This is a genomic window from Novipirellula artificiosorum (genome assembly GCF_007860135.1).
In the GTDB taxonomy this organism is placed as follows: domain Bacteria; phylum Planctomycetota; class Planctomycetia; order Pirellulales; family Pirellulaceae; genus Novipirellula_A; species Novipirellula_A artificiosorum.
Map to the genome: position 1 here is coordinate 111,160 of NZ_SJPV01000002.1, position 17,055 is coordinate 128,214.

Annotated in this window: 17 protein-coding genes; 10 read left to right on the forward strand and 7 right to left on the reverse strand. The window is 55.1% G+C overall.

All coding sequences use genetic code 11. The annotated features are described in order from the left end of the window. Nucleotides 1-36: 36 nt before the first annotated feature. Nucleotides 37-1,587, forward strand: coding sequence for a hypothetical protein (locus tag Poly41_RS06225; protein WP_146525082.1), 1,551 nt, complete (start codon nucleotides 37-39; stop codon nucleotides 1,585-1,587). Here Poly41_RS06225 and Poly41_RS06230 read toward each other — a convergent pair. Continuing rightward, the gene (locus Poly41_RS06230; RefSeq protein ID WP_231615458.1) at nucleotides 1,571-2,656 is read right to left on the reverse strand and encodes a DUF368 domain-containing protein; all 1,086 of its coding nucleotides are present in this window, start codon (nucleotides 2,654-2,656) and stop codon (nucleotides 1,571-1,573) included. The two genes, Poly41_RS06225 and Poly41_RS06230, sit on opposite strands and share 17 nt — an antisense overlap. A 27-nt stretch (nucleotides 2,657-2,683) precedes the next feature. Between Poly41_RS06230 and Poly41_RS06235 the strand changes: the two genes are divergently transcribed. Together Poly41_RS06235 and lexA are read left to right on the forward strand one after the other, a co-directional pair. Further along, nucleotides 2,684-3,532: an undecaprenyl-diphosphate phosphatase gene (locus tag Poly41_RS06235; protein WP_146525084.1), complete on the forward strand. Its 849-nt coding sequence runs from the start codon at nucleotides 2,684-2,686 to the stop codon at nucleotides 3,530-3,532. A gap of 107 nt (nucleotides 3,533-3,639) precedes the next feature. After that, nucleotides 3,640-4,239, forward strand: a complete 600-nt coding sequence (gene lexA, locus Poly41_RS06240; RefSeq protein WP_146525085.1) for a transcriptional repressor LexA — start codon at nucleotides 3,640-3,642, stop codon at nucleotides 4,237-4,239. Nucleotides 4,240-4,347: 108 nt separating this feature from the next. On the opposite strand, the gene Poly41_RS06245 is transcribed toward lexA, so the two are convergent. Further along, nucleotides 4,348-5,334, reverse strand: coding sequence for a Gfo/Idh/MocA family protein (locus Poly41_RS06245; RefSeq protein WP_146525086.1), 987 nt, complete (start codon nucleotides 5,332-5,334; stop codon nucleotides 4,348-4,350). Between the two features lie 194 nt (nucleotides 5,335-5,528). Here Poly41_RS06245 and Poly41_RS06250 point away from each other — a divergent pair, with 194 nt between their 5' ends. The 3 genes from Poly41_RS06250 (at nucleotide 5,529) to Poly41_RS06260 (ending at nucleotide 9,598) form a co-directional block, all read left to right on the forward strand. After that, complete coding sequence (locus Poly41_RS06250; RefSeq protein WP_146525087.1) at nucleotides 5,529-6,446, forward strand: RDD family protein; 918 nt, start codon at nucleotides 5,529-5,531, stop codon at nucleotides 6,444-6,446. Between the two features lie 177 nt (nucleotides 6,447-6,623). Then, nucleotides 6,624-8,285, forward strand: a complete 1,662-nt coding sequence (locus Poly41_RS06255) for an efflux RND transporter periplasmic adaptor subunit (RefSeq protein WP_146525088.1) — start codon at nucleotides 6,624-6,626, stop codon at nucleotides 8,283-8,285. Further along, entirely contained in the window at nucleotides 8,282-9,598 is a 1,317-nt protein-coding gene (locus Poly41_RS06260; protein WP_231615460.1) for an ABC transporter permease, read from the forward strand. The genes Poly41_RS06255 and Poly41_RS06260 overlap by 4 nt, the downstream gene beginning before the upstream one ends. A gap of 11 nt (nucleotides 9,599-9,609) precedes the next feature. On the opposite strand, the gene Poly41_RS06265 is transcribed toward Poly41_RS06260, so the two are convergent. After that, a complete protein-coding gene (locus Poly41_RS06265) occupies nucleotides 9,610-10,203 on the reverse strand; it encodes a hypothetical protein (protein WP_146525089.1) in 594 nt (197 codons plus the stop codon). Nucleotides 10,204-10,339: 136 nt separating this feature from the next. Beyond that, the gene (locus tag Poly41_RS06270) at nucleotides 10,340-10,633 is read right to left on the reverse strand and encodes a hypothetical protein (protein WP_146525090.1); all 294 of its coding nucleotides are present in this window, start codon (nucleotides 10,631-10,633) and stop codon (nucleotides 10,340-10,342) included. Between the two features lie 40 nt (nucleotides 10,634-10,673). Here Poly41_RS06270 and Poly41_RS06275 point away from each other — a divergent pair, with 40 nt between their 5' ends. Next, complete coding sequence (locus Poly41_RS06275; protein ID WP_146525091.1) at nucleotides 10,674-10,874, forward strand: hypothetical protein; 201 nt, start codon at nucleotides 10,674-10,676, stop codon at nucleotides 10,872-10,874. Nucleotides 10,875-10,941: 67 nt separating this feature from the next. On the opposite strand, the gene Poly41_RS06280 is transcribed toward Poly41_RS06275, so the two are convergent. Continuing rightward, complete coding sequence (locus Poly41_RS06280) at nucleotides 10,942-11,229, reverse strand: hypothetical protein (protein ID WP_146525092.1); 288 nt, start codon at nucleotides 11,227-11,229, stop codon at nucleotides 10,942-10,944. Nucleotides 11,230-11,386: 157 nt separating this feature from the next. Next, nucleotides 11,387-12,556 carry a 3-dehydroquinate synthase gene (locus tag Poly41_RS06285; protein WP_146525093.1) on the reverse strand — a complete coding sequence of 390 codons (1,170 nt, stop codon included), beginning with the start codon at nucleotides 12,554-12,556 and terminating at the stop codon, nucleotides 11,387-11,389. A gap of 175 nt (nucleotides 12,557-12,731) precedes the next feature. Between Poly41_RS06285 and Poly41_RS06290 the strand changes: the two genes are divergently transcribed. From Poly41_RS06290 to Poly41_RS06300, 3 genes are all read left to right on the forward strand, one after another. Further along, entirely contained in the window at nucleotides 12,732-13,769 is a 1,038-nt protein-coding gene (locus Poly41_RS06290) for an aldo/keto reductase (protein ID WP_146525094.1), read from the forward strand. An 88-nt stretch (nucleotides 13,770-13,857) separates the two neighbouring features. After that, nucleotides 13,858-14,466: a hypothetical protein gene (locus tag Poly41_RS06295; RefSeq protein WP_315853724.1), complete on the forward strand. Its 609-nt coding sequence runs from the start codon at nucleotides 13,858-13,860 to the stop codon at nucleotides 14,464-14,466. A gap of 104 nt (nucleotides 14,467-14,570) precedes the next feature. After that, the gene (locus Poly41_RS06300; protein WP_231615461.1) at nucleotides 14,571-15,446 is read left to right on the forward strand and encodes a glycerophosphodiester phosphodiesterase family protein; all 876 of its coding nucleotides are present in this window, start codon (nucleotides 14,571-14,573) and stop codon (nucleotides 15,444-15,446) included. Here Poly41_RS06300 and Poly41_RS06305 read toward each other — a convergent pair. Further along, nucleotides 15,436-16,866, reverse strand: a complete 1,431-nt coding sequence (locus Poly41_RS06305; protein ID WP_146525096.1) for a glycoside hydrolase family 30 protein — start codon at nucleotides 16,864-16,866, stop codon at nucleotides 15,436-15,438. The genes Poly41_RS06300 and Poly41_RS06305 overlap by 11 nt on opposite strands. Between the last annotated feature and the right edge of the window lie 189 nt (nucleotides 16,867-17,055).

Consider the following 17,055-nt stretch of genomic DNA (forward strand, 5'->3'; position numbering starts at 1 on the left):
GTCGGCTCACCCGATTCCGATCATTGGTAGGCGTTTGTGGACACTCTGGATTCGCGTATTCACCACTGGCGAGCATCCGATCGCCGGTTGACGTTGCTTTGCAGTGTTGTCATTGCAGTCGTCTTGTTGTTTACGTATCTGCCGCTGTTTTTCGCCCAATATGGGTTCGGCGACGATTTTGTACTGTTCACTTCTCGCGGCAATCTTGAGCGTGCTTTTTTGGCCGATGGACGGACTGTTTTCGCACTGGCGCAGTATCTCGTCCACCGCAATATCCAAAGTATAGCTCAGCTGGGTGGGATCCGGTTGTTGACTGGAATCGGCGTGGCGATCGTAGCGGTTTGTTTTTATCGGCTGCTGCGTCCCTTGCGATTTGGCCATCTGGAGCGAACGGCGATCGCAATTGCGCTCGGCACGCTGCCCTGCATGCAAACCTACGTGGCTCAGGCAATGACATGGTTGTCACCGTACGCTGCACTGTGCTCGATTGCCGCTGCGACCTTGACCCGCGATGCGTTTCGCGGCTCTGCGACGACTCGATGGCCAAATCGGATGCGACTCCTCGCCGCGGCGGCTCTCATGCTTCTCTGTTCCGCCACCTATCAACCGATGCTGGCCTGGTACTGGAGCGTTGTGTTCCTGTTGCTGTTGGACCGCCGATTCACTGTGTCCGCGATGTATCGTCGGCGAATGACCAAGGTGATCTTACTCGGATGTGGTTACTTCCTACTCTGCTACCTCGCTTTCAAACTGGCCTTTCTCGTAATTGACGTGCCGATCAAAGCAAGAAGCGAGTTGACGCGAGCTCCACTCTACAAGCTGTACTGGTTTCTAAGGATCCAGTTGCCGCAAGCCATGAATTTTTGGCGACTCATGGAGGTTCCGAATCGAATCACATCACTGGCGATCGCTGGGCTTGCCATCCTCGTCGTCCTCGGCGGCTACGTTTTGGCCTGTCGGCGATTGTGTGAGCGACCCGGTTTCATTCAAAGGATGGCCGCAAAGACGATCGTGGTTTGGACCGCGCTGTTGCTTTGTGTCTTCCTCTGGACGCACCTTCATTGGCTCGTGATCGAGGGAGTGCCTCAGAGCTACCGCATCATTGCACCGCTTGGCGGCACCTCTTTGCTGTTGCTGGTTTGGTCGATTCGACAGTGGACGTTGTTGATTCCCTGCCGAGAACGACGGATAACCCTCTGCCGCGGGATCTTCGTGAGTCTGGCAATGCTCGGAGCGTTTTCTGCGAGTCTTTACAACCACAAGTATTGGATTGGACCCCATGAAAACGCCTATCGCTTTCTACTGCACACGGTAAGAACCGAAGTGACTCCGGCGACCCAACAGATTCACATCATTCGTCAGGGGCAACATGATGGTTTGGTTCCGCATTCGTACATCGAATGCTTCGGCCGGCCGGCCTTTGAAAGGTCCTGGGCGATCGCCGATCTTGTCAAATCTGCGCTGAGTGATTCTGGGATTCCGCACTCGGTGGATCGCATCACAAGCAGTGCGGGGGACGAGCCGATTCCACAGCAATCCAACGTGTTGGTAATCGATACGCGTCAAATCGTCACGTATCGGATGTAGCCGGGTATCCGTGGCGTCTCTTTTCGAGCTTATTCGCTGCCGCTTCGATCATCACCACGGCAAGGGTCGCGCCGATGGCGAGTCCGATCAGCCATCCGACACTGCCCGGCCACTGGCTTGGCGAAATGATTTCCATCTGGCGAAATTTGCTTTCCATTTCCGCCGTTTCAGCGGTTGGCATCTGCAGTGGCCACAACTTTCCGGCGCTGCCGAGCATCAATCCGATCAGCCCGGCCATCGTCGTCCCACGGTGGTGGTCGAGAAGCCAATGCAGGAGTCTCGAAAACGCCAACAAACCGAAGGCACAACCCGCAGCGAAGATTCCAAGTTGCAAAAGCGATTCGGCCGTGATGTCACCGTGCGCGGCATTCTTGATTAAACCCGTGATCGGATGATAGATGCCAAACAACAACAAGACAAAGGCGCCACTGATCCCCGGCAAAATCATTGCACAGACCGCAACCGAGGCGCAGAAGAAAATAGAGGGAAGGCTCATGCTCGCCCCACCGCTGGGCATCTGTGTGATGCCAAACGCAACGATCGCTCCGACCATCAATGCGACGACGTGCTTGCCGTGCCAGTGTGCGATGTAGTTCTTTACGATCCAGACGCTGCCGATGATTAACCCAAAAAAGACGGCGAACGTTTCCGGCTGCTTGTGATCGAGCAACCAGTGCATGATGCCTGCCATCGTCAAGACGCCGAGGACAATCCCCACTCCGAGTGCCGCGAGAAAGCGAAAATCAACGTGGCAAGCTGCGGCACGCAGTTGAAAACGTGATAACAGCCTCAATGCCTGTGAATCGATTTGACTGATCGCGGTGATCAAACGTTGATAGTGGCCGAGTACCAACGCCACCGTTCCCCCGCTGACCCCCGGCACCGTATCGGCTGCACCCATGCAAAATCCACGCAGTACGTTGAACACGTCATTTGCAATCGAATCGGGCACTCGATTCGACAAGGCCGATTCATTGGTCGCGTCCGCGGCATTCGGCACAAGTGGTTCAGGTGGCACAGGACGCTCGATTGGCATGGGTTCGGCTTTCTCGGGTTCACAGCGGTGCATCAATGCTTCCTTCATCCCTTCGCGGTCATGATACTGGACAACTTGCTTTCGCTGCCCCTCGCTTCACCGTACGTCGCTTTTGGAACAACCAACGTGTTGCCGATCATTATTCTTGCAATTGTCCAAGGAATCGCCGAATTCTTGCCAATCAGTTCCTCAGGCCATCTGGTCATTCTCGGGGCGATGATGGGTGAATTAAGTGAATCACCGACCTTGGAAATCATCTTACACGCCGGCACGCTGGGTTCAATCTTGGTTGTCTATTGGAAACGTATCCTCGATCTCTTGACGAGCGACCGACGTGTGATCGGCTTGCTCGTCGTCGGCACACTTCCCGCAGTGATCATCGGTTTAACGATCAAGCAGCATTTCGAGTGGATTCTGCGGATGCCCGTCGTGGTCGGAGTGGCGCTGCTTGCCACCGGTCTTTTCTTGATCCTCCTTGGTCGGCTCAAACCCAAGGACGGCGAGTACCAACGCATGACCTACCTCGATGCGCTGATGATCGGGTGTTTTCAAGCGTTCGCGATTCTACCCGGAGTGAGCCGAAGTGGATCCACAATTTTGGGGGGTAGGCTATTGGGCTTAAGAAATGACGACTCCGTGACTTTTTCTTTCTTGCTAGCCATTCCCGCGATCTGCGGGGCTACCGTGCTTGCGGTCAAGGACGTCATCGAGCAGCAAGGGGCCGGCGTCGCGATTCAATACACACCGTCGCAAATGCTTGTGGGGGCAGTCGTTGCGTTCGTCGTCGGGATCGCGGCATTGAAGTGGTTGATAGGCTGGAGCCGTCTTGATCGACTCCATTGGTTTGCTTGGTGGTGTATCCCGATGGGATTGATTGTGATCTTCTGTGCCCAAAAAAACTTGCTGTAGTGCAGTAAACTACAAGCCTTTTGGTGTGGACGAGCGTTTACTGTGTGGTATAATTGATATCACGTTAGTGAACACAATTTTCTTTCCTGTGAACCAAGAGGTCGTCGATGTCCGCGCAGCTCACTGACAGGCAGCAGAACGTCTACAATATGATCCGCGATTTGATCGTTAAGCGCGGTTACGGTCCCACGGTTCGTGAAATTGGTGAACATTTTGGAATCAAAAGTCCCAATGGTGTGATGTGTCACCTCCGCGCGCTGGAACGAAAAGGTCTGATCAATCGCAGTCCGAACAAGTCACGCGCGATTGAGTTGACCAATCCTGCGGACCGAAGCGGCAACAGCATCCCGCTGGGTGGCATTGTTTCGGCCGCACCGACTCGGTTGGCGTTTGAACCCAACGACCGGATCGATTTCAGTGAGATGATTTTCGAAGAGGATCGGTTTGTGGTCCAAGTATCGGGTGACTCATTAATCGAGGCCAAGATTGCTGACGGTGACTACGTGATCGTGAAGCGTCAAGATCATGCGACACCTGGTCAAATGGCCGTGTGTCAGAATGTGCATGGTGATTCTGTATTGCGCTACTACTATCCTGAACCGAACGGTGTCCGTCTTAAGGCGGCCAATGCTGCGGTCGAAACCCTCTTTGTAACCGAAACGAAGATTGTTGGTGTCGCGGTCGCGATTGTTCGACCCGCGTTGTAGGACGCTTTTCTTTGATGCTGCTGCAATGCAGCAACGGGGGCACACAAGCGGAGAGCCCAGGCGGGGTTCCGGCAGGGTTCCTGGTGTCGTCGGGTCGCGAGCGTTGAGTTACGTCTCGAGGACCACCTTCTCTGAGGCTTCAATCGAAGCTTCCATCGCAGCGAGAATTCGCTGAGTATCGAGCGCCTGCTTTTGCAATTCCTCGAGCGGTTCATCACTGATCAGTTTGCCGATCATTCTGCGTTCTTGATCCCCTGCGAACGAGAATGGCTCGACGGTTCCCGCGGCGTCGTGAATCCAGCATCGCGCCGGCCGGTCGGTCCAAGGTCGGGTGAAGTCATCACAAACCAATGATGATTGGTCACCCGCAACTTCGAACCACTTTCGGGTGGCGGTATCGTACCCACACGACACGGTCGCGGTGATTCCGTCATCGAACCACATCATCGCCGTGACTCGCTGGGAAACGCCTTGGCGAATGATCTGATCGGCAAATACCGCCGTGGGCAATTGTCCCGTCACCAACCGAATCAATCCAACGGAGTACCAGCCGAGATCCAACAGGCAACCACCTCCGAGGACTGGGTCCAAGCGATGGTCGCCGGTTTGGAACGGTTGGTAGAACGAAACCGATGCGCTGATGTGGCCGATCTTCCCAAGCCGCTGTTCTTCAAACCACTTTGAGAAGGCTTCGGTTCGTTCATGGTGCAGCCATCCGGTCGCATCGAGCCAGCGGACAGAGTTGAATTGGCAAGCACGATCCATTTCGTTTGATTCCGCAGGCGAAATCGAGAGCGGTTTTTCGCACAGAACGTGCTTCTTGGCATTGGCGGCAGCCAGGGTCCATTCAGCGTGCATCGAGGGGGGTAACGCAATGTAGACCGCATCGACGTCATCGCGGTCAAGCAGTGACGCGTAACCTTCGACCGCAGCGGCAATGCCATGTTGATCGGCGTACCATCGTGCACGCTCGGCGGTCCGGCTTGCGATCGCGGTGACTTCCGCTCCGTCGGTTGACTGTAAATCTGCGATCAAGCGTCGCGTGATTCGACCCGTGCCGATGACGCCAAAGCGAGTCGGGGGCGTATGATTCATGGTGGAGAGTCCATTCGTGGTGGAGGGGTGGCTTGATTGAGTCGGTCGTCAATCATAGCCTGATTGCCGATCGAACGCTCCCTGGCGGTTTGGATCCTTAGCCGGTTGCATCTCGATAGGGTTGGCTATGATAATCTTTCCACAGAAGCTGTAGCCGCCGACTTTTGATCTTCCCTTTCACGGACCTGTTGCTGATGACCGATCCCACCGCACTCGATACGACCATTGCGGTGGTAACGCCGGAGAACATTGCGTTCAAGTATCAATTGGCTGGTCCGTTTCGGCGTTTGCCCGCGTACTTGATTGATGTTGCGATTCGCTGGGTCATCATCATTTTGCTTGTGCTGGGGATGATGCTCTTGGGCGCACTGGTCGATTTGCAGTTTCTGATGCCATTTGTCGTCGCGGCTGGCTTTATCGTCAACTTTGCCGTCAGCTGGTTTTACGGGACGGTGATGGAAACGTACTTTAACGGGCGAACGATCGGCAAATGGGCCACGGGCATCCGGGTGATCGACGTCGAAGGTCGGCCGATCAGCGGGAAACGTGCACTGCTGCGGAACTTGTTGCGAGTCGCGGACTTAGCGCCGATGGCAGCGTTCAGCCAATTGGGCGCCGAGGACATGCCACCCGCGTTTCTGATTCCGACCGCCATGGTCGGTTTGGTGTCGATGATTTTCACCCGGCGGATGCAGCGACTTGGGGACCTTGCGGCCGGCACGATGGTGATCATGGACCAGCGGAGTTGGCGGTTGCCGATTGCCAAAGTGGATGATCCTCGGGTGGCTGCGTTGGCGTCGTTCATTCCCGGAGATTACCGAATCTCGCGAAGCATGGCCCGTACGCTGGCGATTTATGCCGAGCGTCGACACTATTTGACCCCCGCTCGTCGCCGCGAGGTGGCGAAGCATTTGACAATCCCGTTGCTTGAGCGATTTGAGTTTCGTAAGGATGTGGATCCCGATTTGCTGATGTACTCGCTCTACTACAAGACCTTCCTTGCCGATTCGTCGGCCGAACTGCCTGACTTAGGACCGCTGGCGGGGTTCAGCCCGTTAGCCCGTGACGCCAACAAGCCGACCCAGGCCAACCTTTTGGAAGCAAACGGGTAGGTCCGCCGTCGATAAAAAGGCTCTCTAAGCAATTTGCCCCCCAGCCCCGAGGTATCTGGGTTAGAATAGGGTCGTCCCGGCTTCTGCATTGGGTGCATAGCGCTCACTAACGAGTCGGGCCCCTCGCCACGCCCGCCGCAACTTAAATTGTCTAAGCAGACACACGAAGTGAGTGACATGCTAAGGACTCCTACCCCGACCGATTCAGCCGAAATCGACTCCGAGAGAACACTCGATGAGGGTGCGGATCGTCGCCGGACGGAGCGGGTCACGATTGCCAAGCGTTCCAAGAGCTTTGCTCGTGAAACGCCCCAGAACGTGGCGCCGAGGGTTTTCGGGTTGAAGCCGCTTTCGATGATCGCCGGACTGTTGTTGATTGTTGCGGCCACCGCTTTCTTTCTCAACCGAGAGACGCCGCAAACGGCAGCCGATGCGAGTTTGACACATCGGATTACCCGTGGAGACATGCGTGTCTCGGTGACCGAACAGGGGACGCTCGAGAGCTCCAATAATACCGAAATCCGCTGCAAGGTGTTGGGTTGGAGTACGGTGAATTGGGTGATCGATAGTGGCACGGAAGTTGAAGTTGGCGACCAATTGGTTCGCTTGGATGCGTCTGGCTTAGAGGAAAAGGTGAACCAGAAAAAGATTGACTATCAAAACTCAATCGCGGCCAAGATCACAGCCGAATCCAATGTCGCTGTGGCAAAAAAAAGTGTGACGGAGTACATCAAAGGCACCTTCATTGAAGAGCAAGGAACCATCAGGCAGGAAATATTCGAGGCGGAGCAAGCCGTCACCCAGGCTCACTTGTCGTTTCGGGCGGCTGAACGATTGGCAGCGAAGGGATTGATCAAGGCTTTGCAACTGAGAAAGGAGAAGTTTCAGGTTGAGTCGGCGGAACAGAAACTGATTCTGAAGCAAACGCGACTGACCTCGTTGGAACAATTTAAGAAAGAGAAACAGATTGAGAAACTTGGAAGCGATTTGAAAGCGGCCGAAGCACGCTTGAAAGCTGCCGAGGCTCAGGTGGATCTGCAGAAGGTGCGGCTTGACAAAGAAGAAGAACAGTTAGCCGCCTGTGTGATCACGGCTCAGCAGAGCGGCATGGTGATTCATCCGAAATCCGAAGCTTGGCGTGATTCACCCGATGTGGAAGAGGGAGCCAATGTGCATACCAACCAAGTGCTGTTGATCATGCCCGACCTGGGCAAGATGCAGGTGAAGCTCGGCATCCACGAATCCGTGATTGATCGTGTGAAGGCGGGATTGAAGTCAGAGGTCCGGTTGCGGGACGCAACACTCGACGGCGAAGTCTCGGAAGTCGCCAAGGTATCGAAGCCGTCTGGATGGTGGGACGGCAATGTCGTTAAATTTGACACGATTGTCCAATTGAAGGGGCAGGACGATTTGAAACCGGGTATGAGTGCCGAGGTGAAAGTCATTCTTGCCGAGTATGAAAACGTTTTGACGATCCCTGTCGCAGCTGTGCTTCAAACCGGTGACGAAAACAGTTGCTGGGTGAAAACCGCCGAGGGCATCAAGAAACGAGTGCTGGTACTGGGAGACAGCAACAAGCAGTTTATCATCGTTGAATCGGGGCTTAAAGAAGGCGACGAGGTGGTGTTGAATCCGTTGGCGTTCGTCGACGAAGCTCAGGACGAAGTGTTGAAGCCCTACAAACCAAAGCCGCAAGATGTCAAGGATGAAGAGGGGGACGCAGAGGCTGAGACAGCGGAACCCACGGAAACGGATTCCAGTTCGCCTCCCTTGCAATCCAAGAAGCCCATCGAAAAGGATTCGGATGGTCTCGATTCGACGAGTGAGCTGGCGCTTTGAATTTCTACTTTCTCCGAACGTTAAAGCTTGGGCTAAAGAGTTTGCTGTTGCAGAGGATGCGAGCAGGCTTGGCCGCCTTGGGCATCTTCATTGGCACCATGACGGTCATTTGGTTGGTTGCAATCGGTGAAGGAGTCAGTTACCAGGCTCAGCAGCAAATCTTGGAACTCGGTGCCAAAAACATCATCGTTCGTTCGGTCAAGCCGGTTCCCAGCGGTGACGGTGAACAATCTAACAGCCGATTTCCGAAGTACGGGCTGTTGCGTGAGGACTATGAACGCATCGTGTCCAACATTCCATCGATTTCTCGGGCGATTCCCATGCGAGAAATCGTCTACGAGTTGCGTGTGGAAGACCGTAACGCAGATTCCAAGCTTGTTGGCTGCGTGTTCGATTACCTGGAATTGAATCGCTTGCAGGTTGCACGCGGTCGTTGGCTATCACCACGCGATGACGGCAGCAAGGTCGTGGTGCTTGCGGACGAAACCGCCAAGAAGCTGTTTCCCTATCAAGACCCGATCGGCAAGTCGGTTTGGTTGGGAGATGATCTGTACGTGGTGATTGGCCAAACGCAACCACGCGATGCCGCGGCGGCGATTGGCGGCAGCTTGGACGCACGAGATTTCAATCGTGATGCCTACATTCCGCTCGAAACCCTGCGCATCCACATCGGCGATCAAGTCATGACGCAAGTGGGAGGGAACCGACAAGGCGAGATCGTCCAGTTGAGTCAGATCACCGTCGCCGTCCGTTCGGTCGAAACGGTCGATGAAGTCGCATCGATTATCAGCTCGCTGCTACAACGGTTTCACGAACAAGACGACTACGCCGTCGTGGTCCCAAAAGAACTCCTCCGCCAAGCGGAACGAACACGAGCGATGTTCAATGCTTTGTTGGTCGTCATCGCCGGGATCTCCTTGCTCGTCGGAGGAATCGGGATCATGAACATCATGTTGGCGACCGTAACGGAACGCACCCGAGAAATAGGAATTCGGCGTGCGATTGGGGCGAAACGGCGCGACATCATTCAGCAATTCTTGAGCGAAACGTTGCTACTGAGCGGCGGCGGCGGATTGTTGGGGGTGCTGTGCGGTTTGATGGTGGGACCGTTATTCAGTTTGACACGGCAGTTGGTGACGTCCGTATCACCCGACCTGCTGCCGCCGATTGTTCACGCGATCGAGCCGCGGATTGCTTTGTGGTCCGTGGGTCTGTCGGTGTTCATCTCGCTGGGCACCGGGTTGATCTTCGGAGTCTATCCAGCAAGGAAGGCCGCCATGATGAATCCAATCGACGCGTTACGTCATGAGTGAACCCGCTGGTTTTAGTGGCTCGCTGCTCGCTGGGCCGTTAGCAGAATCAAACGGTTTTCGTCAAAGAACTCTGTGAATTTAGCGGTGATGGTCCAGGTGTCGTCGTTCTCGTCGGCTCGCACCGCATCGGCCACTCGCTGTAGCAATAGGTTTTCGACCACCATGATCGCATTGCGCGGATCAATACCCGCAATCCGCGAATCGATTTTTTCGGGTGAAGCGAACGCGGCGTAAGGATCATGGATCGGATTCGGATCGGCAGCGGGTTCGGCCTCGACCCGTGCCGCATCGAACCGAGACAGCGCTTGGTTTGCGGGAAACTGCGGCTTCAGTTCCCTCAGAGAACGGTCTGGAACAAAAGCCCAACGTCGACCGAGCAACACGAATTTCCCAGCCGTAGGTGGCAGCAGCGTCCCTTCGCGATGAACCGGGTTCGAAGGGGCGCCATTGAGATCAGCCGCGGCGACGGGGTTGTTCAAGCACAACTCGCCAAGCGGAACGGATACCGCAATCACGGTGATCATCGGGACCAAACAATGCAGCAGACAATTCGAGAAGTGCATCGGTTTGCGAGCCCAAAGCAGCAGCAGCGGCAATAACAACATTGGACGACTCGGTAGGGATTGTAAATCGTTTCAACGATCGAAACGTTTCCCCGGTTCGTCGAGCGTCCGTGCACGATCCGGGAATCAAGGGCATTGTGCGAAACAAATCCATTCCGCCTGTTTCATCTGAACGACATCATTGATGCCGCGGCATGGCAACCGCATGCAGCGACATGACGGCGCCAAGAGCGATCATCGACAATCCGATCCATCTTGGCGGTTCCACTCGTTTCATCGGATTCGGATACGCCTGCAACAGGAACGAATCCATCATGGATCCATTGGATGCGGTCGCCGTTTGACCAAACCTTGCCAGCGTGCGTGTCGACGATTCATTCAACACAAACGAATCGACCATGCGAAATTGAACTCCTAAGAGGACCAATAATAAGCCAATGAAAAAATAGCGATGGCGGTATTTCTCAGTCATGCGTGTGTGCCCTCGGGGGACGCTTAGGATCGAGCTTCGGTTGAACCGTAAGCGAATCCTAGGCGAGTTGGGAAAGGATCGGACGGAAGGACAAACGGGTGAGCATCAGCGATTGGTTGTCACACCACTGAGGATATCGACCCAAGCATCCCCGAATCCGCAGAGCAAACGGAACCGTACCGCTGGTGCCAAGTGGGCGGACGTTGCGATCCGGGCCGATGATCCGATCCATGGCGAATGAAACGTCGTGGCTTATACGATTCTCAAGATTTATTCAAGAAAATGCTTGACTGTGCCCCGATACGCATTCAATCAAACAACCCCTCAACCAACGAATCGACCTGCGCGCGGAACGTGGTCATCGTCGACCCTTCTAATGGATGGGTTTGCCCATTCTTGACCATCGCGGCAGCCAGGGGTTTGTGCTGCTGCCAATCCATCAGTTGGAAATCGCGGATGTCGGTATAGATGCCTGACAAACCGTTGCTCACCTTAGGAACCAGGAAAACGCCGTCGGTCCCTCGAACAACGTGGTAGTGCATCGCGACATACAACAAAATCGCTCCGCAAACCATGCCAGCCAAAAATCGCGACATCAATCGGTGCCTTTTCGAGGAGTAGTCGTGCGGCTCCAATCGAGCCGATGCGTCCGCGCAGTCGTGCCAGCAGCTTGATGCAGCGGCTTTCACGCTCCGGTTGCCAGAGAGTGAAGCCATCGTGTCAGACTGCCTATTCGATTTACACCAACGGGCCTCATGGCCGCAAGGGAGAATCAAGCGATTCAATGGACCGTTTCATGACGTCGAGGTCGATTTCGTGAACATGGATCGGATCACCGATTCGTCGCAGCATCGTTAACGTCAAGCGACCGCCGAGGTGTTGGCGAAACTCTTCCAAGCCCTCAAGCACTTGATTGGCCGACTGCAGCAGCGGATGCCAAACCTTCAAACCGAGATCATGCAGTCCGCTAATCACTTTTAGGGCATCCGCTCGCGGCAGTCCAAACTGTTCAACCGAGTAGATACAGTCAATCGCGACTCCGATCGCGACCGCTTCGCCATGTCGGATCTCGAACTGACTTAGCGATTCCAGCCGATGAGCCGACCAGTGGCCAAAATCAAGTGGTCGGGCTTCGAGCATTTCGTAGGGATCCCCCCCTTCGGTGATGTGCTTCAGATGTAACAAGCACGATCGGTGTATGGCGGGGCGCGCGACTTGACCATCACGAGCAACGATCGATGCCGCATGTTTCACTAACCAGTCCAATTGTTGGCGATCCTTCAACAACGCAACCTTGATCGCCTCGCTAAAACCACTCAGAAAGTCGCGATCCGGTAGCGTCTCGAGCAGTTTCCAGTCATTGATCACGGCCCAAGGGACGGCGAAGGTTCCAATCCAGTTCTTCTTGCCGAAAAAGTTGATTGCGTTTTTGACACCGACACCGGAGTCGGCTTGTGCCAACGTTGTTGTGGGGATCCGAACCAAGCGAACACCACGATGGGCGATTGCTGCCGCATAGCCCACCGCATCGAGCATCGCGCCGCCACCGATCGCCACAACATAGCTGCGGCGATCCAACTGATTGTCGTGGATCGCCCTCAGAATTGCGTCGACCGTTGCTTGCGAATTTTTAACGGCTTCGCCGCCATGAACCAACAGCGGTGGCTGGGTCAAATCGACCGACTGGGTTTCTGCTAACTTGGACGCGATCGCAGCCACAGGGTCGCTGCCGCCATCGACGCCCGGTTCGCGGAGCGCATGCTCCGCTACCACAAGCACTCGTGACGGGCCCGCGACGTCTCGATCGAGCACGCCCGTCAACACCGGGAAATCGGCTCCAGCAACGTCGCCGGTTACCCGCAAGCGATGGACAAAGGGAACCGAAAACGGAATGTCGTGCGCAATCGTTGGCTCCTCATTCATCTTCGTCCTGCCATCCGGACCGATGGGAAGAAGGGTAATGACACGGTTTGGCCTATCAAGAAATGGGGGAAAAGCAAAGGAGGGTGACAGGGGGGAGGATGATTTGCATTGAGTTTGTTATTTTAGCAGCTTCGACCCGTCCTGTGGAATCAACTCAAACGACAAGCCAGTAGAGATGCAGAAAAGACGATTGGGCAGCAGTGCGATTTACGTGACCGAACTTTGCATGGGAACCATGACGTTCGGAGGTCAGTGTGACGAAAAAACCAGTCACGCGATCTGTGATCTGGCTGTCGAATCCGGAATCGATTTCTTTGACACCGCGGAAATCTATCCGGTTCCGCCATACAAAGATACCGTCGGATTGACGGAGGAAATCTTCGGTCGTTGGTTGAGTAGCCGTCCGCGTGATTCGATTGTCGTCGCAACCAAGGTCACGGGGCCGTCCCATGGTTGGTTCTGCGCACCGGTTCGACACGGCAAAGCAGCTCTCGATCGACGCCAAATCATTGCTGCTTGCGAGGATTCACTCCGCCGCCTCGGTACCGATTACATCGATTTGTACCAAACGCACTGGCCCGATCATGGCTTGCCGTATGAGGAGGTCTTGGCGGCGTTGAACGAATTGCGTGATTCGGGGAAAGTGCGGACGATCGGGTGTAGCAACGAGACGAGTTGGGGGGTGATGAAAAGTTTGTGGGCGGCGGATGTTCATGGACTCGACCGCTATGAAACGGTTCAAAACAATTTCAGTTTGATCAACCGGCGCTGTGAGAGTGAGCTGGCGCAAGTGTTGCGGCGCGAAAAGATGAGTTTGCTGCCCTATTCACCACTCGGTGGAGGCGTGTTAACGGGAAAGTACAACCAATCGCTGCCACCGGGAGCCCGGTTTACTGACTATTTGACCACCGGCAAAGCGCGTCAAAAGAAGATGGCTCAGAGATTTGTGAACGAGCGTTCGGTCGAAACCGCACGCCGGCTCGGTGAAATCGCTGATTCGATGGGAACGAGCGTGACGGCATTGTCGCTGGCATGGAGTCGCCAGCACGACTTTGTCGCATCGACCATCCTCGGAGCGACCAGCACTGATCAATTGCGGGAATCGCTGGAATCACGTGATTTGATCTTGGATACGGAAACCCTCGCTCGAATCGATCAGATCGATGTCGAAATCCCAACGCCAATGACCGAAGACGGATTACGACGGTTGTAGCGATTGTTGGATTGCCAAGCCGAAAATAGTTGAGTGCATCTTGGCGATTTTTCGGCGCCACCCCAAAAGGCGAACTATTTTGGGGTCTATGAAGTACTCTGTTTTCGTCTTGCTGAGTCTTGTTGTGGCGTCGGTCAGTTTGGGGGCCGATTGGTTGACGCTGCCGAGCACGTACACTCACGACCCCGTCACGCTTGTCCGTACGACTCAGTACGAGCCGATCACTGCACCGACGACCGCAGTGGTCGCTGATTTCCAAACCAGCGGCTATACGCATATGCGGAGTTCGCTGAACTATGGCCAATCGGCTGACAATTACCACCGCGTTGAATCGTGGGGGCCTCCGGTGCGACCGTATGGTGAGTGGCGATTTCCCTATCGCCCTTACAGTGCTCCCTATGCAGCTTGGGGCGCACCCCTTGCAGGGATGAACCTCGGTCCGAATTTCTATGGTCGCGGTCTCGGTAATTCTGCTCTTCCGGTTCCCGAGCAGGTGAGGCCACCGATGGGGAGGGTTCCAGCGGGGCCCCAACGTCCCGCTCGAGCAGGAGAGGGGGGCGATTGGCCGAGTGATCGGCGCGGCGGAAATCAATCGCCTTATGATGCCGGTTCTTTGAACCCGTATCCCTTTGGACCGGGGACACCTTACCCCTCTGCGCCTTACTACGACGGGTACTATCCGAACTATCGCCCATAGCGAATGATCGCCATTCGCTTGTCTCTTGCGATCCGAGCAAGGTGCGGTTAGAACAACCGGGCGTGGTTTGAAACCGAGTCCGAAACCCTGATGGGCGAATCTTCATGTCTTTCGATTGGCGTTTGTTTGGTAGAGCGTCGGCGCACCCATTGCGTTGGCTGACGATTGTTGTTTTCGGGGTCACGTGTCTGGCAGGCATGGGTGTAACGGGCCTTGTCCATGCTCAGATGATTGTCGGACACCGAGGGGCATCGGAGGACGCGCCCGAAAACACGGTTGCGGCGTTCCAGTTGGCATGGGAACAACAAGCAGACGGGATCGAAGGCGATTTCTATTTAGCGTCCGACTCTGAGATCGTGTGCATCCACGACAAGACGACTCGGCGGACGACAGCTCAGGACGTCAACGTCGAATCTTCCACATTAGCAGAGCTTCGAGAACTGGACGCGGGCAATTGGAAGGGTGCGAAGTGGAACGGAGAAAGGATACCGACCTTCGCGGACGTGATGGCGACGGTTCCGGAAGGTCGCACTTTTGTGATTGAGCTGAAGAGCGATGTTCGAATTGTTGAACCCTTGAAGCGAGAACTGGATCGCATCGATCACTCGAAAATCAAGTTGTTGATTATCGCGTTCGATGAAGCCAATGTGAAAGCATGTAAGGAACGGATGCCGGACGTTGAGGTTCACTGGCTGACCAGTTTCAAGCAAGTGGAAAAGGGAGGCAGTTGGTCGCCCACGCCAGAGCAGATCGCGGACACGGTGCGGCGATCTGGTGCCGATGGGGTGGGGATGAAGGGGATGGTGGATTTAATTGACCAACCATTCATTGATAGGCTTCTCGCGGGTGGGTGCAGCACGTTCCACGTTTGGACCATCGACTCGCCTGACGAGGCCAAGTATTATGCCAATCTCGGTGCTGTTGGAATTACGACCAATCGCCCCGCAGTGATTCGCGATGCACTGAAAGCTATTCCGTAGCGTTTTCGTCGTTTTTCCAAACGATCGTCCCCACCGCACCGGGCGGCAGCGTTGCCGAGATGCTGTCATCACCCTCGTGAATGACAATGGCCTGTGATGCGTGTCCTCGATTGAGCACGATCACGACGAATTTTCCCTGGGGCGTTTGGAAAGCGACGTTCGGTAGGTCGTTGGACGTGGTTGATGCGATCCGTGTTGAACCCGGCACTACAAACTTCGACGCGTGAGCAATGACGTAATACGCAGGATTGCGGGTCACCTTGTCTCCATCGATCGTGATCGCTCCAAGACATCGATCGCAGCCGCCACGATCCGTATGCGGTTGATGATCAGGTCCATTTGCCAGATTCCATTCCAGCACCACGCGGCATCCGTTGCGCGTCGCACCGATGGTTAGCTCATTGATGTGCCACGCCAAATCGCCAGCAAGGTTCCCGGGGGCTCCGGTCCATTGTTCCGTGAAGTAGAGATGCTTGCTGGGAAAGGCGTCATGCACCTGTTGCAGCGCATCGATGGACCCAGCATAAAGATGGAACGCCGACCCGTCGACGTAACGATTGGCAATGGGATCCTGCAAAACGGTCAACGGGTAATCCGGGCGATCGGCGTTGTGATCGTAGCAAACAATCTTGGTTGCGATTCGTGCTCGCTCGAAGGCGGGGCCCAGGTGGATGCCGATAAACTCCGCCTGGTCTTCCGCACTCATGAACATGCTGGGGTTGTTGCCGGGGTGCAGCGGTTCGTTCTGTGGCGTCACGGCATCGATCGAAATCCCCTCGGCCCGCATGCCTTCGATGTATTTGACAAAGTAATCCGCGTAGACACCAAAATGCTCTTTCTTCAAACTGCCACCTCGTAAATCGTACTCGGTCTTCATCCAGGCTGGGGCCGACCATGGCGATCCCATCAATTTGATCTCTGGCTGGATCGTCATGATCTGTTTCAGTACCGGAATCACATCGGCACGGTCTTGTCGCAACGAAAATTGGCTGAGGGATGGATCGGTTTGGCCCTCGATGAGGTCGTCATAGGTCCAGGCACGATCGTTCAGGTCGGAGGCTCCAATACTGAGTCTTAGGTAGCTCATGCCGATGTTCGTCCCGTTGCTGGCGAACAATTCTTCTAATAAGGCGGCGCGAGCGGAATCGCTCATCCGCAACAAGTGCTGTGCGCTACCGCCGGTCAGAGTGCATCCAAAACCGTCGATCGTTTGAAAGCGAGCCTTTGAATCCAGTTCAATGGCTATGGGCTTGGCCGCCAATTGTGAGGCGGTGATACGATCGGCCTGGTTCTCGAACCGGGCGTTGCCACCCGGATCGGTGAGCCAGAACTCCACGGGGCTCGTCGCAAATCCACCGTCGGCAAAGAACAGACTTCCGAGGAATAGATACAGCGAAAAACGCGGTAAGCAGCGGACCATCGCGAACGCTCTTGACAAAAAAGGGGAAAGGCGAAGAGGATGACACATCGCGGTGGATGTTTGGGTGGAATATATCCGTGAAGTCGTGTTGCGGCAAATCCGCCGCCAGGGTCTTGCATTTTTTTAACAACGAAGCAAGAGTATTGGCAAGCAAACCACCGCTGCAAGGCAATTTCGATCGAACAACCA